Origin of the sequence: Vibrio sp. SCSIO 43097 (assembly GCF_023650755.1) — a bacterium.
In the GTDB taxonomy this organism is placed as follows: domain Bacteria; phylum Pseudomonadota; class Gammaproteobacteria; order Enterobacterales; family Vibrionaceae; genus Vibrio; species Vibrio alginolyticus.
Map to the genome: position 1 here is coordinate 2,694,008 of NZ_CP071840.1, position 20,281 is coordinate 2,714,288.

Below are 20,281 nucleotides of genomic sequence, written 5' to 3' on the forward strand. Positions count from 1 at the left end.
TGGCTAGAGCTTAGCTCAGATCATTTAAAGTGGTCGAAGCCACTTAAGTCCCAATCAAGTGGTTGATTGTTATCATGCAGCTCGAAGGTTCCATTTGGTCGGATTTGACCAATACATGTGACCTTACAGCCAGTATGAGATAAAGCACTTTGTAACGAGCCTCGATTTTGCTCCGGCACGGTAAAACACAACTCGTATTCTTCACCACTTGCTAAAGCATACTGCTGCGCGCTGATCTTATCATCTAAAAACTGGACTAATTCTGAAGAGATCGGTAGCTGAGAGACATCAATGCTCACCCCAACCTGAGATCGCTGTAAAATATGCTTAATATCAGAGATTAAACCATCTGAAATATCTATCGCCGAAGAGGCTAAGCCAACAAGAGCTTGTCCAGCAAGCACACGCGGAGAACTAAGGTAATGAGCTCGCTCTAGTGCTTCCGCGCCGGCTCTGCTGCGCAGAGAGTCATCTAGAATCACATCCAAGCCAGCTTTTGCATCGCCAAGGTTTCCCGTTACGTATACCCAATCCCCAGGCTTTGCGCCGGATCGCGTGAGCGCTTTGTCTTCAGGTACAAAACCTTGCACCGTGAGTGTCAGACACAATGGCCCTTTGGTGGTATCACCGCCTATTAACTGAATACCATAGTAATCAGCCAGTTCGAAAAATGCATCACAGAAAGGAGCAAGCCATTCTTCATCTGGCTCAGGCATCGTTAATGCAAAGCTCACCCACGCAGGCGTTGCGCCCATCGCCGCCAAATCACTGATGTTAGAAGCCAATGCTTTGTGTGCGACCCATGCTGGGTTCGCGTCGGCTAAGAAATGCGTTCCAGCTACCAATGTATCCGTGCTAATCGCAATCTGAACATTAGCTGGCGCTTTGACCAAAGCGCAATCATCACCAGCGGCTAGATGGACATCTTTACGTTGGCTCTGACGACCGACGAAGTATTTGTCTATCAGATTAAATTCACCAGACATAATTCACTTACTTTTTGATGTAAAAGCTTTTGATACAAAAAAGGTCAGCATGTGCTGACCTTTTCATTGAAGAAATCGTTATTTCTTACGAATGTGAGGTGCTGCTTTATCAAGTACACCATTCACAAACTTGTGGCTATCTTCTGCTGCGAAAACTTTTGCAAGTTCAATCGCTTCATTGATAACAACTTTGTAAGGAACATCTTCGCGACGAGTCATCTCGTACATAGCAAGGCGAAGAAGAGCAAGTTCCATCATATCTAAATCCTGCATAGGACGAGAGATGTATGGACGAATTTTGCTATCTAGCTCAGCGTGGCTAAGTACAACACCGCTTAATAGTTCACGGAAGTAAGCTACGTCTGTCTCTGGAGCAGCAAGCGCTGGCTCAGATGCATGAAGTTCTTCTTCATCGTATTTGTCGCCAGACAAAAACTGTTCTTCAATCTTGGCAACATTCTCTTTAGTAATTTGCCATGAGTAGATCGCCTGTAGAGCGAATTGACGTGCGTTACGACGTGCGGCTGGTTTCACACTGGCCCCCATTAGGAATCAATTTCAGATAGTACATTAATCATTTCAAGTGCGCTTAGTGCAGCCTCTGCACCTTTATTACCAGCCTTGGTTCCTGCGCGTTCAATCGCTTGATCGATCGTATCAACAGTCAAAACACCAAATGCTACTGGAATGCTGAATTCCATAGACACTTGTGCTAGACCTTTGTTCATTTCACTACAAACATAGTCAAAGTGAGGCGTTCCACCGCGAATAACAGACCCTAGAGAAACAATAGCGTCGAATTTGCCAGTTTTAGCAACACGCTGAGCTACTAGAGGTAGTTCTACGGCACCTGGACAACGCACAACCGTGATGTTGTCTTCGCTTACTTGTCCGTGACGCTTTAGTGTATCGATCGCACCAGAAAGTAGGCTTTCGTTAATAAAACTGTTGAAACGAGAAATAACGATAGCAATTTTTGCATTTGGCGCTGGGAAGCCACCCTCGATCACTTTCATAAGCTTTCCTTTAACTCTATTTATAAGTGAAATATGTTCATCAAGTGAGAATCGCCGGATTCTAGCACAAATTTGTGAGCAATATCTAATGGAAATTGGAGGCAAATCACTGGCTCCTAGCCATTGACGAGTTAAGCACGTCAAAGACTAGGAACTTATTGTTCGGTTGTTACTCGCAGACGTACTCAACAACGTTCAGACCAAAACCACCTAACGCGTGGTACTTTTTGTTGGTCGATGACAGAAGACGCATATCATGTACACCGAGATCCGCAAGAATCTGTGAACCAACGCCAACACGGCGAGACGTGCCTTGTTTTTTAGCAAGCGTTGGTGCTTCACCTTTGTCTTGCGCTTCGAACATCTTCACGCGATGAATAAGTAGATCGGTCGATTCTTCATGGCCAAGAACAACCAGTACACCGCCCTCTTCACCAATGCGTTTCATTGCCTTATCTAGTGTCCAGCTGCGTTCTGCATTACGATCGCTACGTAGTAAGTCGGTAAAAACGTCTTGAAGATGAACGCGAACCAGTGGCGCTTTTTCTTTCAAATCGCCCTTGCACATTGCGTAGTGCACTTGGTTATCAATGGTGTCTTTGTACGTGACTAACGTGAACTCGCCAAACTCTGTCGGTAACTTGCACTCTGCCACACGTTCAATCGTTGTCTCAGTGTTATTGCGGTACTCAATTAGGTCGGCAATAGTGCCCAATTTAATACCGTGCTTCTCTGCAAAGATCTCTAGATCTGGGCGACGAGCCATCGTGCCGTCGTCATTTAAGATCTCAACAATCACCGATGCTGGCTCTAAACCAGCAAGACGAGCCAAATCACAGCCAGCTTCAGTGTGACCTGCGCGAGTCAGTACACCGCCGTCTTGAGCTGCGAGAGGGAAGATGTGACCAGGCTGCACCAAATCCGCAGCTTTAGCGTTTGGCGCGACTGCTGCTTGAACGGTACGTGCGCGATCTGCGGCTGAAATACCAGTCGTTACCCCTTCTGCTGCCTCAATCGAAACAGTAAAGTTGGTGGTGTATTGCGCATTATTGTCTTGCACCATTGGTGGCAGACCTAGACTTTCGCAACGATCTTTGGTCATGGTTAAACAAATCAGGCCACGGCCATAGGTTGCCATAAAGTTGATGGCTTCCGGCGTAATATGCTCGGCAGCCATGATCAAGTCACCTTCATTCTCGCGGTCTTCATCATCCATTAGGATGACCATTTTGCCTGCGCGAATATCATCAATAATTTCTTGTGGCGTACTGATTGGCATAGTCTGTTATCCCGTTATTCTAAATTTGTTATTGCGACAGCAATGAAAAATTACGTTGCAGTGAATGCTAGTTAGGTCAATAGTTTGAGCTTTGCATTAAGCAAGTCAATGAATCTCGCGGTGTTCTGTGAGTCTGCTCTTTATCGCATGCCTCACGCAGCCACTCCCAAGACTTATGCAAAACCGTTTTGCTGTAAAAAGTCCATCGTGATACGAGACTCGGCCTTATCTTCTTGTTGTCCTTGCAGTAAACGCTCCATATAACGCGCAAGTACATCAACTTCCAAGTTGACTTTGCGCCCCACTTGAAACTGGTCAATCGTAGTTTCTTCACTCGTATGAGGAACGATCGTCAGCTTAAAAGCATTTTTACGTAAGTCGTTGACGGTTAGGCTAATACCATCAACAGTAATCGAGCCTTTCTCTGCAACGTACTTGCTAATTTCCGCAGGCATTGCAACCCAAAACTCTATCGCACGGCCAACTGAATTGCGTTCGACAATTTCACCAACCCCATCGACATGGCCAGAAACGATATGTCCACCCAACCGCGTTGTTGGCAACATGGCTTTTTCTAGATTCACCTTATCGCCTACTTGGTAATCAGCAAACCCAGTTTTCTTCAAGGTTTCTAATGACAGATCAGCACTGTAATAGTGGCTTCCGAAGTCAACTACCGTTAAGCAAACACCATTGGTCGCAATGCTATCGCCTAACTTAACGTCTGACATATCAAGCGTACCCGTTTCAACCGTGACGGTGATGTCTTCGCCCTTCGGCGTAATCGCAGCTAACTTGCCAACTGCTTCTACTATTCCTGTAAACATACTATTTCTTATCTAAGTTCATTACGTTTGATGGTGGCGGTGATGCGAATGTCTACCCCAACCATACGAACGTCTATAATGTTTAAATCAATGACGTCAGCCATAGCGCTTAACCCTAAAGCACCGATAAGCCCCCGACCATCGCTGCCCATGAGTTTTGGCGCAAGATAAACAATGAGCTCATCTACAAGGTTAGCCTTTATCATCGCACTCGCTAGCGTAGCTCCAGCTTCAACCCATAAGTGATTGATATGGTGCTCATCAGAGATACGTTTTAATGTCGTTGATAAGTCAATTTGGTCAGCGCTGTCCAATAGAGGGATACAGTCTCCATCAGAGCGAACAATAACTCGCTCTCCATCGGTATGGAACAGCTTGAGCGCATCAGTTAAATGGTTCTGACGATCTAAGATTACACGTACTGGTTGACGAAGCTCTTCTTGTAAATACTGCGCTTGAACACTATTAGGTAAGTCATCCCAGCGCACATTGAGTGATGCATTATCATCAATCACCGTTTTGCTAGTAGAAAGAATGCCACCACTTATCGCTCGATAACGCTGCACATCTTGGCGGGCCGCTGGGGAGGTGATCCATTGGCTCTGACCATTACTGAGTGCGCTTTGCCCATCCAAACTGGCTGCCATTTTTAATTGAACAAACGGCATGCCTGTACGCATGTACTTTATAAAACCAGGGTTAAGGGCAAGGGCATCTTGCTCTAACAAGCCGATTTGTACTTCAATTCCGGCATCACGTAACATCTGGATGCCGCGACCTGCAACTTTCGGGTTTGGGTCTACCATGGCGCAAACCACACGTGCCACTTTGGCTTTAATCAGCCCTTCGGCACATGGCGGTGTACGGCCGTAATGAGAGCAAGGTTCTAGCGTCACATAAGCGGTTGCACCAACTGCTTTTTCACCCGCCATGCGCATCGCGTGCACCTCGGCATGCGGCTCACCAGCACGATGGTGATAACCTTCACCGACAATTTCTTCATCACGAACGATGACACACCCTACATTTGGATTAGGGGCGGTGGTATAAATGCCACGTTTCGCTAACTTAATAGCTCGTGACATCATGGCGAAATCTAAATCAGAAAACGCTCTTTCAAGAGTGTGTTGAGTCATGAGCTACTCAGTCTTCTAGGCGGGCAATCTCTTCGCCAAACTCGCGAATATCTTCAAAGCTGCGGTAAACGGAAGCGAAACGAATGTAAGCCACCTTATCGAGCTCTTTGAGCTGGTCCATGACTAAATTACCAATCATTTCACTCGGAACCTCTCGCTCACCCGTCGCACGCAGTTGTGATTTGATCATACTGATCGCTAACTCTATAGAATCGGCACTCACTGGGCGTTTCTCTAAAGCGCGTTGAATACCGCCAACCATTTTATCTTCATCAAATGGTTCACGGTTGCCATTCGATTTGATCACTTTAGGCATCACTAACTCTGCGCTTTCAAACGTAGTGAAACGCTCGCTACACGCCAAGCACTGACGGCGACGTCGAACTTGATGGCCATCAGCCACTAAGCGGGAATCAATAACTTTGGTATCGTTCTCGGAACAAAAAGGACAATGCATATCACCTCCATATCTATACCAAAATAACCTCATGAGCAATCACGGATAACCACGCGTTCATGGTTATACGGACTCTATTAAAGCTATTTGGGTATAACGCTTTCAAACCGAAATAAAAGCTCATGTAGTGTAGCGGAATTGGTATGTTAGACAAAACAAAAAGGGGCGCAAAGGCCCCTTTTTCACTCAAGATCTCGTCGAATGTGTTAACTGCGTGCTAAGTAGTTCGCTTTACCAACCCACTTGTAGCTAGTTAGCTCTTCTAAGCCCATCGGACCGCGTGCATGTAGCTTTTGCGTAGATACTGCGACTTCTGCGCCAAGGCCAAATTGCGCACCGTCTGTAAAGCGCGTTGAAGCATTCACATAAACCGCCGCCGAACCGACAGAATTGATGAACAGCTCTGAGTTTTCCAAGCTATTGGTCATGATCGCATCTGAGTGGCTCGCGTTATGGACACGCATATGATCAATGGCATCTTTCACATCAGACACAACTTTTACACCAAGAGTGTAGCTCAACCATTCCGTATCAAAGTCACCTTCAACAGCATCGCGAATTTGTGTTGCTTGAGGCATCAGTGCTTTTGCCTTAGGCTCTGTCACGAAGGTCACTTTATCGTTCATGCGCTCTACGATCATTGGTAGGAATTGCGCTGCAATTTTTTCATGCACGAGCAGCGTATCTAATGAGTTACACGCAGATGGACGTTGAACTTTAGAGTTCTCAACCACATTCAGGGATTTCTCTAGATCAGCGGATTCGTCGACAAAGATATGGCTGATACCAAAGCCACCAATAATCACCGGAATCGTGCTGTTTTCTTTACACATTTTGTGTAGGCCAGCACCACCGCGTGGAATGATCATGTCGACGTAATCGTCCAACTTAAGCAATTGAGAAACAAGCTCACGATCTGGTTTTTCAATGTACTGCACAGAAGCGGCTGGAAGGTTCGCCTTTGCGAGCGCAGACTGAATAACCTTCACTAATTCCATATTCGAGAAAAAGGTCTCTTTGCCACCACGTAAAATGCTTGCGTTGCCGGTTTTCAAGCACAACGCTGCGATATCAATGGTTACGTTTGGACGCGCTTCATAAATTACGCCCACGACACCAAGCGGCACGCGACGACGAGACAGTGACATCCCATTTTCCAGTACCTTACTGTCTATTTCGCTGCCTACAGGATCGTTCAAGCTAATGACGTTGCGAACATCATTCGCAATTGCAGTCAATCGTTCTTCATTAAGCAAAAGGCGATCGAGCAGCGCATCGGTTAAACCCGCTTCACGGCCAAGTTCGATGTCTTTAGCGTTTGCCGCCAAAATAGCAGCAGAGTTTGCTTCTAGCTCATCAGCAATGATGGCTAATGCTTGGTTTTTTTGCGCAGTTGACGCTGTCGCTAATTCGAAAGCTGCACCTTTAGCAGCTTTACCCATATTCGTTAAATCCACTTTGCTTCCCTCTAATTCTATTCCTGAATGACGACCAAATCATCGCGGTGAATCACCTCAGAGCCATAATCATGACCCAAAATAGAGATGATATCTTTACTGTGCTTACCCGTAATTTTAGTTAGGTCATCACTTGAGTAGGCGCTGATGCCACGAGCCACCAACTTACCGTGAGCGTTTGTTACACGCGCCACTTCGCCTCGTGCGAAGTCACCACTAACTTTGATGACCCCTTTAGCAAGTAGGCTACTGCCCTTGCCGACCACAGCATTGACTGCACCATCATCAATAATGATGTCGCCCGATGCCGCAGGTCCCGCTAGAATCCAGCGTTTACGGTTCTCTAAGGCTTCAGCGCAAGGTAGGAAGCGCGTGCCCTGAGGTTCAGCACTTAAAGAGTCAAAGATAACATTCGGCGCACTACCAGCAGCAATAATAACCTCTATACCTGCGCGGCGAGCGATGTCTGCGGCTTGCAACTTCGTTGCCATACCACCAGTACCCAATGTTGTACCGCTTCCACCTGCGATTTTACGCAGCGTATCGTCGATGGTTTTTACTTCCTTGATAAGCTCTGCGTTCGGATCTCTACGAGGGTCAGCAGTAAACAGACCTTTTTGGTCCGTTAAAAGCAAGAGCTTATCTGCACCACATAAAATGCCTACCAAAGCGGAAAGGTTGTCGTTATCGCCAACTTTAATCTCGCTAGTCGCAACGGCATCATTTTCGTTTACGATAGGAACAATATCGTTCGCAACGAGCGCATTAATAGTGTCACGCGCGTTAAGGAATCGCTCACGATCTTCTAAATCGGCACGGGTTAGTAGCATTTGGCCGATCTTGATACTATAAATACCAAACAAAGACTCCCATGTTTGAATCAAGCGACTCTGCCCCACCGCGGCAAGTAACTGCTTACTCGCCATCTCGTTGGGCAATGCGGGGTAACCAAGATGCTCACGGCCTGCTGCAATCGCACCAGACGAAACCATTACGATTGAATGGCCTTGTTTTTTAAGCTCAGCACACTGGCGTGCTAACTCAACCATGTGTGCACGGTCGAGTGCCAGAGTGCCGCCTGTCAGCACACTTGTACCCAGTTTCACAACGACAGTTTGTGGTTGTGAAACAACTGCATTTTGTTGATTCGTTGTCATGATGTCTTCTGAAGTGAAAAACAAATAAAGAGAGGATGTTTTAACAATCAAATAGGGAATTAACAAGAGAAAAGGTGCGTTTTCGCACCTTTTTGTTTGGTATTAAATGAAAACAACCAAATTAAGCGAAATCGAAAGACTCCGTGTGATATTCGACTTCTAATTTGAAGTGTTCTTCTAAAGTATCAACCAGCTTTTGATGGAATGTGCTCTGCGTGAGATACACTTCCTCTACCACTTTTTTGGGAAGGGCTTCAGATACCCATTGCCCTTCTTTGTTGTACTTGCCAATATGATATTTAGCAGTAAAGCCTCCCTCGATGGATTCCAAATCCATCCACCAGCCCCAAAATTCACGCTTCTCAGGCGATTTTTTGTCGTCTACACATACAGATAAACAATCAAAATAATAGCGCCCTTCTTGCGATTGTGGTTCGCGCAGGTAAGGCCCTATCGCCTTCAACTTTGACATCAAGCGAAAGTGAGTCGGGCCCTGAGTCGTCTCTGACATATGAATCTCCGTTTTCATAGTTAAAAGTAAACACCCAAGAATGATTATTATTTTTAATTATCATGAGCTTATTTTTTGCTCAGATATATCACTCTTAACTAATTTAGGAGAATTGTCACCCTAATAATTCATCTTCTAGCCACTTTATGGCTAAATCGAGGGATTGCTCATATCCTTTTGTAATTGTTTTGGAACTGATTTTTTTTGCTCTACCATACTGGCTAAATAGAGCAACAAGTTGATTATCACTGTGTGGCGACACTGGATCGCCTTCAAGACTCAAAGCCAAAATAGGCACTTTGGTTTTTCGACTGCTCAGGAAGCCCTGAACCTTCAATGACCACGCCATCATCTGACCAGCCATGCTATTAATATCAACCGCATTTTTCCCCAAACGGGAAGCCAAAAGATCTAAATACATCTTCGGCATTTTTTGTAACTTCTGAGGGGAAGTAAAAATATCATGTACGGGTGCGCCTAGAGCGACACAAGCTTTGATCTTTTCCTGCTCGACAAAAGAGAGTCTGATCATGGCATTACCACCAAAACGAAACCCAACTAACCCCACTTTGTGATGATCAACCCAAGGTAGCGAGTAAAGCTCATTCAATACCGCTTGATGTAGGCAACTTGAATTCTCGGTCAAGGGCCAATGAGAGCTATGCCCTACCGAAGGCATGTCTACGGTTAACATCGCAATATCTCGCGGTGCAAGACGATTACGGAACAAACGCCACATGTCGGTTTGTAGAGTATCCAAACCAGCGCTCACCATGACCACAGGCAACTGTTTATCCGTTCTTGGTAAATGGAGGTTCGCGATGATTTTGCGATTTTGGTAAGGCACTTCAATTTGCTTGATGGTGTACTTAGTTTTTTCTGCGCCGTCAGAATACGCTTTGTTTGCCAGTACTTGAGCCTGCGATGCCAAATTGTCATTTTTTAAATGTGGGTAGCCTGCAATACTAAAACACAAAGAAGCAGTGAAGAGTTCATCCGCTGCCTCTTCTCCTTGCATTTCATTTGCTCGCTTCTGATGATCCATACCAAGCTTGATCCACTCAAATGTCCAGTTACCACTGTGATAACCCATTACAGTGTCTAACCAATCATCATTGGTTCGCGAGTGAGAAGATGAAGCAATTTTAGACAGTACGCCTTCCATTTCGATCGGAGACAATCCTTGCCAAGCCCATTGCAAGCGACGCAAATGACGATACCAAGCACGATCACCTTGCGCTTCTCGTTCATCAAGTATTTTTTTACTGGTCGGCATGTACTGGGTAAGCGCGGAGGTTTCTTTTGCTTGCTTATGTTTCACGAACAAAGTTTCGGAAAGATTTTTACTGACGTCTTCAGACATAGGAAGAACCCTAGGCTATTAGCATGATTTAATATCATAATAAAAAAAATGCCCCTATAAAGGGGCATTTCTCAATATTCTTTAACCGCGCTTATTTTTGCTTGCGGTTTACTGGCTCAGCATACTGGATTGACATATCCCAAGGCTGCTCGATCCAAGTGTCTTGAGCAATATCTACAACGTAATCATCCAGCAGCTCTTTGCCTGATGGTTTCGCACACACAGCGATCATTTTCGCTTTTGGATACATCTCACGTAGTTTGCGCGCTGTATCACCACTGTCTACTAGGTCTTCAACGATTAGGTAACCTTCGCCATCACCTTCAGGTGCTTTTAGTACCGTCATGTCGCGCTGATGATCATGGTCGTAGCTTGAAATACAGATTGTATCAACGTAACGAATACCCAGTTCACGAGCCAAAATAGCGCCAGGAACCAAACCGCCGCGGCTTACCGCCCAAATTCCTTTCCATTGCTCAGCTGGCATTTGTTTTTCAGCCAGTTCACGGCAGTAAGTCTGCATTGCATCCCAAGTGATAATGAATTTTTTACTCATTGTAATAACCTAATAATTTGAAAATATGCATCCTCAAAATCTAGCGAAGTCACTCAAAAGCGGAATGCTCACTAACTTCTCCAAAATGTTTGGAGACGAGGATTTCAAGCTGCGCAAACGATTATTCTACCGAAACACACCGCTAATACCAACGGTGATATCAAAATTCTCTGCCTATTCCGCAGAAAAACCGTCTTCTGTGAACAACGTAAAAAAAGAAAAAGCCAGCGTGAATAAATCCACACTGGCTTTTTGCTCGAGAAATTAACCGACGAGGTATTTAACGATGAAGATGGCTGACATCACCCATACACTCATCGACACTTCACGGCCCTTACCGCTGAATAACTTGATCGCCGCGTATGCGATAAAGCCTAACGTGATACCTTCTGCAATCGAGAATGTTAGCGGCATAACTAAACAAGTCACAACAACTGGGGACGCTTCAGTTAGGTCACGCCAATCAATGCTTACTAGCCCAGACAGCATCAAGATCGCCACATAGAATAGCGCACCTGACGTTGCATAAGCAGGGATCATACCCGCAAGTGGTGAGAACAATAGAGCAAGTAGGAAGAGTACACCAACAACCACGGCTGTTAGACCAGTACGCCCACCCGCAGCTACACCAGAAACGCTTTCAATATAAGATGTCGTGTTGGAGGTACCAAGTAATGCACCTACTGACGTTGCTGTTGAGTCTGCAAGTAACGCTTTGTTTAAACGAGGGATGTTGCCATTCTCGTCAGTTAGACCAGCTTTTTGAGAAACGCCAACGAGCGTACCTGCGGTGTCAAATAAATCGACAAATAGGAAAGCAAATACGACGGAAATCATGCCTACTTCAAACAAACCAGAGAAATCCAGTTGCATGAAAGTTGGCGCAATGCTTGGTGGCGTTGACATAATACCGCCCCACTGCACATCACCAAATAGAAGACCAAGCGCTGTAACGCCAAGAATGGCGATCATCACCGCACCTTTCACACCACGGTGAACCAGTGCAATCGTAAGAAAGAAGCCAATCGCGGCCAATACAGATGGCAATGATGTGATCTCTCCCATAGAAACTAATGTCGCTGGGTTATCAACGACGATACCTGCATTTTTTAATGCGATAAACGCTAAGAAAAGACCAATACCAGCTGAAATACCTGTTCGTAGAGAATGCGGGATCGAGTTAATAATCCACTCACGGATCTTAAATACGCTTAAAAGAATGAACAGAAGGCCAGAAACAAATACAGCCGCCAACGCAACTTGCCACGTATAACCCATTCCCAATACAACAGAGTAAGTAAAAAATGCGTTCAGGCCCATTCCTGGTGCCTGTGCGATTGGGTAATTGGCAACAAATCCCATGATAAAACAGCCGATTGCGGCAGCAAGACAAGTCGCGACAAAAATGGCGCCACGGTCCATACCGGTATCCGACAGGATCGCTGGGTTTACAAAAATAATGTAAGCCATAGTTAGGAAGGTCGTAACACCTGCAATGATCTCAGTGCGCACATTTGTGCCATTTTCACTGAGTTTAAAAAGCCTCTCGAGCATGATCGAATCCTGTAAAGGTAAAAAGTAAACGGTTGCGTAATCGATTGGCGGGAATTATAAAGTTATCAAATAGCAAATTCTAGATAGAATCTTCACTCTAATGCGTTTTTTTTCTTTGGATATGAAACACATTCTCTAATCTATCATAGCAAGCAAAGAAATATATTCTTATAAAACAATAGGTAACCCAGATAACACAGTTCTCTAAAAGAGAATAAAAACTGAGCAATGTACTAAACTTTCAGATGAAAAAGGCCCATTTTAAACATGGTATCTAACAGATTTGATGGAAAAGTCGATAAAACCGAAGAATGGGGAATAGAAGAAGGCTTTGATGGCAATAAGTGAGTCAGGAAGAGAAAATAGAGATAAAAAAACGCCACCCAATTTGGGTGGCGGTGAATCATGTCAGCACTATCACTGAAAAAAAATTCCAATTTATAGGGGTGAACAAACTGTTCGAGTCACATGCGTTGACTTCACTTAGTAGCCAAAGCTTGTTGGGTATACAAAGTTACCGGTGTAAACAGACTTGCTATTCCAGAACATTGTACTTGGTAAACCTTTCATAACTATCACCTTTTAAATCAATTAAACATTCGTTGATTTCTCGGTTCCTTGGAGGCGATAAAACGGACTCATCCTTTGAGCATTTCATTCTTCTCTCAGAAGCTGGTTACAAATATACCACCAAGAAATTTAATTACAAGCATTTTAGTGATTGGAATCACAAAAAATGCACAAATTGACCTTTATCAAAGTTTATGTGTAATTAAATTACAACTTTATGAATTAAAAAATAAAGCCACTTTCAGAATATATGATAGAGAACACATAGTGCTTGTTATTGTATTCACAAACTGTGACAGTTCTGAGAGAAATCCTTGTGATCGCGACTACTCGTACTCCTTATCTGGTGGTATGCTAACGGCAATTTGAAGGCCAAATCGTCTAGCATTTAATGCTACCTTGATAATATTTTTACGGTATATATTTGGCAAAGCACATCAAAAGGAGTCCTCCGTGTCTGAGTTCCATTCTGAGATCAGTACCTTATCACCTGCTCCACTTTGGCAGTTTTTCGATAAGATTTGTTCTATCCCTCATCCATCGAAACATGAAGAAGCATTAGCACAGTACATTATCAACTGGGCAACAGAGCAAGGCTTTGACGTTCGCCGTGATCCAACCGGTAACGTGTTCATCAAAAAGCCCGCGACACCAGGAATGGAGAATAAGAAGGCTGTTGTACTTCAAGCACACATCGACATGGTGCCGCAGAAAAACGAAGACACTGAACACGACTTCACCAAAGATCCAATCCAACCTTACATCGATGGCGAATGGGTAACTGCGAAAGGCACGACGCTTGGTGCAGATAACGGTATTGGTATGGCTTCTTGCCTTGCTGTATTGGCATCTAAAGATATTAAGCACGGTCCACTCGAAGTTCTGCTGACGATTGATGAAGAAGCAGGCATGACTGGCGCATTTGGCCTTGAAGCTGGTTGGTTAGAGGGTGAGATTCTTCTAAATACAGACTCTGAGCAAGAAGGCGAAGTCTACATGGGTTGTGCAGGTGGCGTTGATGGCACCATGACTTTCGATATTTCTCGAGAATCAACGCCTGCAGGTTTTGTAACACGCCAACTGACGCTGAAAGGCCTAAAAGGTGGTCACTCAGGTTGTGACATTCACACAGGTCGCGGTAATGCCAACAAATTACTTGGTCGTTTCCTTGCCGGTCATGCTCAAGAGCTTGATTTACGTTTAGTCGAATTCCGTGGTGGTAGCTTACGTAATGCAATCCCTCGCGAAGCGTTTGTTACTGTCGCGCTTCCTGTCGAAAACCAAGACAAACTTGCTGAGCTGTTCAACCACTACACTGAGCTGCTTAAAACTGAATTGGGTAAAATCGAAACAGGTATCGTAACCTTTAATGAAGCGATCACGACTGACGCGCAAGTATTTTCAATCGCCGATCAGCAACGATTCATTGCGGCACTTAACGCTTGTCCAAACGGCGTAATCCGTATGAGTGATGAGGTGGAAGGCGTTGTTGAAACTTCTCTAAACGTTGGTGTGATCAGCACAGAAGAAAATAAAGTCACCGTGCTTTGCTTGATTCGTTCTCTCATTGACTCTGGCCGTAGCCAAGTGGAAAGCATGCTGCGCTCGATTACTGAGCTAGCAGGCGCACAAATTCAGTTCTCAGGCGCTTACCCTGGCTGGAAGCCAGATGCAGATTCCGAGATCATGGCAATTTTCCGTGATATGTATGAAGGCATTTACGGTCATAAGCCGAACATCATGGTCATCCATGCTGGTCTTGAGTGTGGCCTATTTAAAGAACCATACCCACACATGGATATGGTTTCTTTCGGTCCAACAATAAAATTCCCTCACTCTCCAGATGAGAAAGTGAAGATTGATACTGTTCAGTTGTACTGGGATCAGATGGTCGCGCTTTTAGAAGCGATTCCAGAGAAAGCATAATTCAATCACGAAAAATGACAAAGGGTGCCATACGGCACCCTTTTTTTGGTTTAGTTGAACCCAACTACACACGGTTTTGCGCGTAAGCGGCTAATTCATCCATTGAGGTTTGTGCAGCAACTTCACCATCAATGTAGTAAGTAACAAACTCACCATCGCGTACACCCATGAGTGTCGCCTTTTCACCGTTACTGTAAGTAATATCCATTTGAACAGTGTTCTCATCGATTTGCTGCATTCGCCCCTGCTCAATGACACGGTTATCCGCTAATGGTGCGATTGGTGCCGTCGTTAACGACTTATCTAACTGGTGATTGACATCAATGTAAGTATCTACCTTTGTATCGAAGATATGTGGCTTACCATTTAACGGGTTCTTACCCGTCCAAAATTCTAGAGAGTTAAACACGATATAATCCGCTGCGATCGCGACACCATAAACAGGCGCTAAAAGCATATTTAGGCCACCTCGAGCGTAACGGTTGTCAACAGCTTTCAAGTTAAACCCCATGACATAACCTGTCACGGCATTACTACCTACGCAACCTGAAAGTGAAACTGCTACCGCAGTCAATGCACCAATTTTAGCAATTGCCTTTTTCATCAAAACCTCTAGTTAGAAAGTGTGAAACCTCAAATTCGGCGCGGATATTATCGGATAAAAAGTAGGGTTAAAAGTCCGTTTTTTTGTCCTCCATGAACAGTATTATTTTTAATACAGTCACATTTTTTAAGGCTATTATTGCGCACTCTTCTCTATGTCTTGTTATGTATTAAACTGATAGAAAAGATCATATTGAAAACAAAAACTTCACACATACCAAAATTTCACGCATGACGATTAAAGTAATTTGTCGTGTCCTTAATGAGAATGATTAGTGCGATTTTGCAGCAATTGTTACATTGCTGATGACGCATTTGACAGAGATGGTTTATGGCCAGAAGTAAAAAAAGCAAAGTGTTTGAGCTCTTAGGACATCAAATACAACCAGGGCAACGATTAGAGATCGAATTTGAAGCAGCGAAGCTATATACACATTCGCCTTTATCTATTCCTGTGGAAATAATCCATGGGAAACAAGAAGGACCAGTTTTAATGGTGAATGCTGCTATCCATGGTGATGAGCTTAATGGCGTAGAAATCGTTCGTCAGATCATTAACCAACTGGATCCACAAAAACTGAAAGGCACTGTCATTGCAGTACCTATCGTTAACGTTTTTGGTTTCATCCATAAATCTCGTTACTTGCCCGACCGACGAGATCTCAACCGTTGCTTTCCTGGCAGTGAAAAAGGCGCACTTGCATCTCGTATGGCACACGGGTTCTTTAACAACATTGCCAAGCGTTGTGACTACATTTTGGATCTACACACAGGGGCCATTCATCGCACGAACTTGCCACAGATCCGCGCAAACTTAAGCAACCCAGAAACTCTGCGTATTGCTCAAGCATTTGCAACGCCAGTGATTGTTGATTCAGCATTGCGTGATGGCTCTTTACGCAGTGAAGCAGAAAAATGTGATATTCCAGTGCTCACCTACGAGGCTGGCGAAGCATTGCGCTTTGATCCACTTTCGATCAGCGCTGGTGTGTTCGGGGTTCGGCGCGTAATGCAAGCCATTGGTATGTTGCGAGCGAGCAGGAAAAAGCTGCCTGAGCCTATCATAGCGAAGTCCACCAGCTGGGTTCGCGCGTCAGGTAACGGCATTTTGCGTACTGTCGTTAATCTGGGAGACAAAGTAGAACAGGGTGAAACGCTCGCTTATATTAGCTCTCCTCTTGGTCATGATGAGATAGAACTAAAAGCCCCGAAGCGTGGTTTAGTTATCGGTCAACAAACATTACCATTGGTGAACGAAGGCGATGCAATTTTCCACCTTGCCTATTTTAACCAAGGTGATAATGCTTTAGAGCAAGCAGTCGAAAGCTATATTGAAGGCCTCACTGAATTCGATGCCGAGCCGCTGACCACCGGACAGATACCGTTAGAAACTCAGTAATTCCTACCAAGTAGGCGCCTGATTAGCTCAAAAGGAGCAACAGTGCTCGCACTATCTTGTTTAAAGCCAATAAGCTCAGCGTCCATGATGCTGGGCTTTTTGTTTTATGTACGCTAACGATACTTATCGTAGTTTCCACGAATGGATAAAAAACTTTACAATCCGTCGCAAAAACACATTTGATAATTAATCTCATTATCATTTATTAATCGTAATAATGTTCTTATAATCCGAGCTTCATAAAAACACTATAAATCATCAATATGAAACGATTAAAAAGTCATCCACTCAAAGTAAATCTCATTTCACTGGCTTTGCTCTTCCCTCTTTATTCATATGCCGAGACAGCGCCAAATGAAGAGCTTGAAGTCATAGGCGTTCGTTATGCCAAACCTATTACCATTGCTGAGCCTGCGCAAACCACCATTAATTGGTCAGAGATTGAAGAGCAACAGTACTCTAATTTTGCCTCAATGATCGATGCCGTTCCCGGTGCATCAATAGATGGTGGCGGTCGTTCTGGTGGCGAACGTATTAACATTCGTGGTTTTGATGATCCAAGCGATATCGCCGTGTTTGTCGATGGCGCTCCAATTGGCTTTCAACAATACCGCTACGGTACCTTCTTTTTTGATCCGTTCTTAATTGGCGAAGCAGAAATTATCAAGGGCGCGCACGACTATCGAGCACTCAACGGGAAGTTTGGTGGCTCCATTCGCATTAAAACCAAAAGTGTCGATGATCTCCTGTACGGCGAAAGAAACTTTGGTGCTCGCATCTCAAGTGCATACAACACCAACGGCGATGAGAACGCCTACACGCTAACACTCTATGGTAAAAACGATACTGGTTTTTATTTTCTAGCGAATGGCTCGGTAAAAGATTCTGATGACATTAAAGTCGGAGGTGGTGAAACGCTGGATTACTCAGGTTATGAGCAAGAAAACATGCTCGTAAAGGTCGGTTATGAAAACAACGATCACGAGTTTGAAATTAGCCACACTCGCTACAAAGATGAAGGTCGTAAACCTTGGGCTAACCGCCGCGGAAAAATGCCTAACATCACCGAATACAATATCAAGAAATACGGCTCATTAGAAAAAGCCCAATACGCTTACACCGTCGATAACAAATACACGGACAACACCACGACCATCTCTTACCACTACATGCCGACTAACCCGTATATTGATTTCAATATCAAAATGGCACGTTCCGAAAACGATCGTCATTGGGTTCGCCCTGACGTAGCATTCGAGAAAATGTTCGTTTCTGTTGGCAGTTACGGTCATGAGTCATGGCTGAGTTACGAGCGTGATTACGTTGATGTGTTTAACCAAGCGCAATTCGGAGATCACACTCTAGTCACTGGGCTTCAATATCAAAAAACCGATAGAGACTCGTTAGTATTCAACGCATCATACGACAGTAATGAAGCGAAAAACTACGGTTGGTACACCCCTTACTACGAACCATCTGGCACGCAGTCAATTTATGCCGCTTACATTGCTGATCACTATCAAGCAACAGACCGCCTAACAATCACACCTTCTCTGCGTTACGAATACATCAAGAGTGAAGGAAAAGGGAACGCAGCGCCGGATTATAATGATCCAGCTGCCGGACATAACTACGGTGAAACGACGCATAAAGGCTTTAGCCCACGTTTGGATATCGACTTTGATGCGAGCAATAATACGCGTTTAAACGCCTCCTACGCCTACGCTTTAAAAGCACCAACCGTTGATAACATCTACTCAGTGCAATATGCGCGAGCTACCGCTACGGCTACTGCTTTGAATCTGGACGTGTCTCGTATCCATGCTTATCAAGCAAGCGTTATCAACTTAACGGAAGGGCTGGTGAACTCTCGCGATAACCTCGCAACAGAGTTAACTATGTTCTATAACGATGTTAGCGACACAGTTGATATACGAACGGGCGAAAACCTCGACAAAAATACTACTGAGTTACAAAGCTGGAATACAAACCTAGATGGCTTTAAAAACTATGGCTTTGAGCTAATTTCACAATACCGGATTGAAGATTTCTACAGTAATTTCTCAGCAAGTTACATTCGCGGCAAAAACAAAGGTAGCCTATCTGACTCTACAGGTTCAGATGATGATCATCCTGATGTACCGCCATTAAACATTAATCTGGGTTTAGGTTACGAATGGATTCCTGGTTTACGTACGGGCTGGGAAGTCCGTTGGTATGATGCGCAAACCAAAACCAAGGCAAGCGGTAATAATTTAAAAGTGAAATCGCCAAGTGAGCAATACACGCTACAAAACGCTTACGTGGTTTGGGAAATACAACAAGTCGAAGGCTTGAGCGTTGGCGCGGTTGTGAAAAACTTAACCGATCGTTACTACGAAGCATACCTATCTAATGGCGTGCCTTCGCCTGGTCGCGAAGTCAAACTGCACCTCACTTATCAATACTAACCATACCTAAAAGATGCAGGGCAGACATTAACTGCCCTGTTATATCGTATCCAATGGCCATAATTGCACGCCGTTTTATTTATCAGTATTATCATTTCCTTTTGCTTGCATACACATTATGAACAATCTAAAAACACGGCTTCTTCTGATTTGCTTCTTCCCTGTAGGTAGCCTAGCGCAAGCTTCTGAGAACATTGCAGACTACTTACAAGAACAAAGCAAGCACCAAGTTTCAGAAGATTTTTACGCACAGCCAACAGCAAATAACCTGAATCTAGATGCAAAAACTAACTCTTTAACTTGGCACGAAGATGGTAAGCCGGATCACTGTCGTTACGCCAAGCAGCCCAAAGACGTCGCAACACATTTCGACTACGGTGAAGCAAACGATCTATCTGACGGCTTACAACACTTTGATTTACCGGAAAGACATTCTGCAAAGGTCAAATCGACACATCGCACTTATGCTAATAACCCTCACCTTCTTCCTGGCAATAAACAATTTGCAGCCCCTGAAGACGGCACGTTTAGCTTGTCCGTATCGTCGGATTGTTTTTAGCCGATATAAATAAAAAATGCCCTGAGACAAAACTCAGGGCATTTTCACTATTTGTTTGATGGGTAACGTCACCATCTCACCGATTTAAACTTATTCTTCGTCAGTGTCTACTTCGGTTTCACGTGCTTTGCGGGCTTCTTCTTTACGAACTTTTGCCGCTAGTTGTTCTGCTTCGCGCTCTTGACGTTGCGCTGCTTTACGCTCGTTACGAACCACTTGGTTTTGGATAAATCCAGCCAGTTCTTGTTCAGCCCAAGCTTGTGCTTTCTCTTCGCTGTCAAAGCCTGTTTCACGCTTTGATACTACAGTCTTACGAGATGTCACTTGGCGAGTGATTTCTGCGCTCCAGCCGTTACGTTTTTCAGTGACGCGGATAGCAAATTTTGGATTCTTAGACATTTCTTTCATTTCCTAAGGGATTTAGGGATCAATCAGGGATTCGGTCAACTTGATAACTCCATCTAAGCTGAGCTGT

At 44.5% G+C, this 20,281-nt stretch carries 20 protein-coding genes; 4 read left to right on the plus strand and 16 right to left on the minus strand.

The genetic code is table 11. The features are described from left to right. Positions 1 to 20: 20 nt before the first annotated feature. The 14 genes from thiL to vcdP form a co-directional block, all read right to left on the minus strand. Complete coding sequence (gene thiL / locus J4N40_RS13095; RefSeq protein ID WP_005381570.1) at positions 21 to 986, minus strand: thiamine-phosphate kinase; 966 nt, start codon at positions 984 to 986, stop codon at positions 21 to 23. Positions 987 to 1,064: 78 nt separating this feature from the next. Next, a complete protein-coding gene (gene nusB / locus J4N40_RS13100; protein WP_005381571.1) occupies positions 1,065 to 1,532 on the minus strand; it encodes a transcription antitermination factor NusB in 468 nt (155 codons plus the stop codon). Further along, a complete protein-coding gene (gene ribH / locus J4N40_RS13105; RefSeq protein ID WP_005381572.1) occupies positions 1,532 to 2,002 on the minus strand; it encodes a 6,7-dimethyl-8-ribityllumazine synthase in 471 nt (156 codons plus the stop codon). Before ribH ends, nusB begins: the two co-directional genes overlap by 1 nt. A 169-nt stretch (positions 2,003 to 2,171) precedes the next feature. After that, positions 2,172 to 3,281, minus strand: coding sequence for a bifunctional 3,4-dihydroxy-2-butanone-4-phosphate synthase/GTP cyclohydrolase II (ribBA, locus tag J4N40_RS13110; RefSeq protein ID WP_005381573.1), 1,110 nt, complete (start codon positions 3,279 to 3,281; stop codon positions 2,172 to 2,174). A 173-nt stretch (positions 3,282 to 3,454) separates the two neighbouring features. After that, positions 3,455 to 4,108, minus strand: a complete 654-nt coding sequence (locus J4N40_RS13115) for a riboflavin synthase (RefSeq protein ID WP_005383626.1) — start codon at positions 4,106 to 4,108, stop codon at positions 3,455 to 3,457. Between the two features lie 8 nt (positions 4,109 to 4,116). After that, on the minus strand, positions 4,117 to 5,244 hold the full coding sequence (gene ribD, locus J4N40_RS13120; RefSeq protein ID WP_250654278.1) for a bifunctional diaminohydroxyphosphoribosylaminopyrimidine deaminase/5-amino-6-(5-phosphoribosylamino)uracil reductase RibD: 1,128 nt from the start codon (positions 5,242 to 5,244) through the stop codon (positions 4,117 to 4,119). A 7-nt stretch (positions 5,245 to 5,251) separates the two neighbouring features. Beyond that, complete coding sequence (gene nrdR / locus J4N40_RS13125; RefSeq protein ID WP_005381578.1) at positions 5,252 to 5,701, minus strand: transcriptional regulator NrdR; 450 nt, start codon at positions 5,699 to 5,701, stop codon at positions 5,252 to 5,254. A 206-nt stretch (positions 5,702 to 5,907) separates the two neighbouring features. Beyond that, positions 5,908 to 7,158, minus strand: a complete 1,251-nt coding sequence (locus J4N40_RS13130) for a glutamate-5-semialdehyde dehydrogenase (RefSeq protein ID WP_250654279.1) — start codon at positions 7,156 to 7,158, stop codon at positions 5,908 to 5,910. 17 nt (positions 7,159 to 7,175) lie between these two features. Further along, positions 7,176 to 8,315, minus strand: a complete 1,140-nt coding sequence (gene proB, locus J4N40_RS13135; protein WP_005381582.1) for a glutamate 5-kinase — start codon at positions 8,313 to 8,315, stop codon at positions 7,176 to 7,178. 121 nt (positions 8,316 to 8,436) lie between these two features. Next, complete coding sequence (gene crl / locus J4N40_RS13140; RefSeq protein WP_005381584.1) at positions 8,437 to 8,826, minus strand: sigma factor-binding protein Crl; 390 nt, start codon at positions 8,824 to 8,826, stop codon at positions 8,437 to 8,439. 115 nt (positions 8,827 to 8,941) lie between these two features. Beyond that, positions 8,942 to 10,189, minus strand: coding sequence for an esterase FrsA (gene frsA, locus J4N40_RS13145; protein ID WP_005381586.1), 1,248 nt, complete (start codon positions 10,187 to 10,189; stop codon positions 8,942 to 8,944). Positions 10,190 to 10,280: 91 nt separating this feature from the next. Next, the gene (gpt, locus tag J4N40_RS13150) at positions 10,281 to 10,745 is read right to left on the minus strand and encodes a xanthine phosphoribosyltransferase (protein ID WP_005381590.1); all 465 of its coding nucleotides are present in this window, start codon (positions 10,743 to 10,745) and stop codon (positions 10,281 to 10,283) included. Positions 10,746 to 11,009: 264 nt separating this feature from the next. Further along, positions 11,010 to 12,299: an NCS2 family permease gene (locus J4N40_RS13155; RefSeq protein ID WP_005381592.1), complete on the minus strand. Its 1,290-nt coding sequence runs from the start codon at positions 12,297 to 12,299 to the stop codon at positions 11,010 to 11,012. Positions 12,300 to 12,782: 483 nt separating this feature from the next. Then, positions 12,783 to 12,869: a small protein VcdP gene (vcdP, locus tag J4N40_RS24660; protein WP_017635687.1), complete on the minus strand. Its 87-nt coding sequence runs from the start codon at positions 12,867 to 12,869 to the stop codon at positions 12,783 to 12,785. Positions 12,870 to 13,322: 453 nt separating this feature from the next. Between vcdP and J4N40_RS13160 the strand changes: the two genes are divergently transcribed. After that, positions 13,323 to 14,795 carry an aminoacyl-histidine dipeptidase gene (locus J4N40_RS13160; RefSeq protein WP_005381594.1) on the plus strand — a complete coding sequence of 491 codons (1,473 nt, stop codon included), beginning with the start codon at positions 13,323 to 13,325 and terminating at the stop codon, positions 14,793 to 14,795. 64 nt (positions 14,796 to 14,859) lie between these two features. Here the strand turns inward: J4N40_RS13160 and J4N40_RS13165 are convergent, their stop codons facing one another. Beyond that, entirely contained in the window at positions 14,860 to 15,399 is a 540-nt protein-coding gene (locus J4N40_RS13165; RefSeq protein ID WP_005381596.1) for a DUF3332 domain-containing protein, read from the minus strand. A gap of 330 nt (positions 15,400 to 15,729) precedes the next feature. Here J4N40_RS13165 and J4N40_RS13170 point away from each other — a divergent pair, with 330 nt between their 5' ends. The 3 genes from J4N40_RS13170 to J4N40_RS13180 all read left to right on the plus strand — a co-directional run bounded on the left by J4N40_RS13170 (position 15,730) and on the right by J4N40_RS13180 (position 19,806). Next, the gene (locus J4N40_RS13170; RefSeq protein WP_054576939.1) at positions 15,730 to 16,797 is read left to right on the plus strand and encodes a succinylglutamate desuccinylase/aspartoacylase family protein; all 1,068 of its coding nucleotides are present in this window, start codon (positions 15,730 to 15,732) and stop codon (positions 16,795 to 16,797) included. A gap of 263 nt (positions 16,798 to 17,060) precedes the next feature. Beyond that, positions 17,061 to 19,247: a TonB-dependent receptor domain-containing protein gene (locus J4N40_RS13175; protein WP_017635690.1), complete on the plus strand. Its 2,187-nt coding sequence runs from the start codon at positions 17,061 to 17,063 to the stop codon at positions 19,245 to 19,247. Positions 19,248 to 19,365: 118 nt separating this feature from the next. Beyond that, positions 19,366 to 19,806 (plus strand): hypothetical protein, encoded by a 441-nt coding sequence (locus J4N40_RS13180; protein WP_005381599.1) that lies wholly within the window; start codon positions 19,366 to 19,368, stop codon positions 19,804 to 19,806. Positions 19,807 to 19,896: 90 nt separating this feature from the next. Here J4N40_RS13180 and J4N40_RS13185 read toward each other — a convergent pair whose 3' ends face one another. Beyond that, on the minus strand, positions 19,897 to 20,205 hold the full coding sequence (locus tag J4N40_RS13185) for a DUF3622 domain-containing protein (protein ID WP_025998700.1): 309 nt from the start codon (positions 20,203 to 20,205) through the stop codon (positions 19,897 to 19,899). Between the last annotated feature and the right edge of the window lie 76 nt (positions 20,206 to 20,281).

Bases quoted from the DNA above. Each gene is read 5' to 3' on its own strand.
- J4N40_RS13170 (WP_054576939.1), top strand. From the start codon at position 15,730: ATGGCCAGAAGTAAAAAAAGCAAAGTGTTTGAGCTCTTAGGACATCAA.
- ribH (WP_005381572.1), bottom strand. From the start codon at position 2,002: ATGAAAGTGATCGAGGGTGGCTTCCCAGCGCCAAATGCAAAAATTGCT.
- frsA (WP_005381586.1), bottom strand. From the start codon at position 10,189: ATGTCTGAAGACGTCAGTAAAAATCTTTCCGAAACTTTGTTCGTGAAA.
- crl (WP_005381584.1), bottom strand. From the start codon at position 8,826: ATGTCAGAGACGACTCAGGGCCCGACTCACTTTCGCTTGATGTCAAAG.
- nusB (WP_005381571.1), bottom strand. From the start codon at position 1,532: ATGGGGGCCAGTGTGAAACCAGCCGCACGTCGTAACGCACGTCAATTC.
- nrdR (WP_005381578.1), bottom strand. From the start codon at position 5,701: ATGCATTGTCCTTTTTGTTCCGAGAACGATACCAAAGTTATTGATTCC.
- J4N40_RS13180 (WP_005381599.1), top strand. From the start codon at position 19,366: ATGAACAATCTAAAAACACGGCTTCTTCTGATTTGCTTCTTCCCTGTA.
- gpt (WP_005381590.1), bottom strand. From the start codon at position 10,745: ATGAGTAAAAAATTCATTATCACTTGGGATGCAATGCAGACTTACTGC.
- ribD (WP_250654278.1), bottom strand. From the start codon at position 5,244: ATGACTCAACACACTCTTGAAAGAGCGTTTTCTGATTTAGATTTCGCC.
- proB (WP_005381582.1), bottom strand. From the start codon at position 8,315: ATGACAACGAATCAACAAAATGCAGTTGTTTCACAACCACAAACTGTC.
- J4N40_RS13185 (WP_025998700.1), bottom strand. From the start codon at position 20,205: ATGTCTAAGAATCCAAAATTTGCTATCCGCGTCACTGAAAAACGTAAC.
- ribBA (WP_005381573.1), bottom strand. From the start codon at position 3,281: ATGCCAATCAGTACGCCACAAGAAATTATTGATGATATTCGCGCAGGC.
- vcdP (WP_017635687.1), bottom strand. From the start codon at position 12,869: ATGAAAGGTTTACCAAGTACAATGTTCTGGAATAGCAAGTCTGTTTAC.
- thiL (WP_005381570.1), bottom strand. From the start codon at position 986: ATGTCTGGTGAATTTAATCTGATAGACAAATACTTCGTCGGTCGTCAG.
- J4N40_RS13115 (WP_005383626.1), bottom strand. From the start codon at position 4,108: ATGTTTACAGGAATAGTAGAAGCAGTTGGCAAGTTAGCTGCGATTACG.
- J4N40_RS13155 (WP_005381592.1), bottom strand. From the start codon at position 12,299: ATGCTCGAGAGGCTTTTTAAACTCAGTGAAAATGGCACAAATGTGCGC.
- J4N40_RS13175 (WP_017635690.1), top strand. From the start codon at position 17,061: ATGAAACGATTAAAAAGTCATCCACTCAAAGTAAATCTCATTTCACTG.
- J4N40_RS13165 (WP_005381596.1), bottom strand. From the start codon at position 15,399: ATGAAAAAGGCAATTGCTAAAATTGGTGCATTGACTGCGGTAGCAGTT.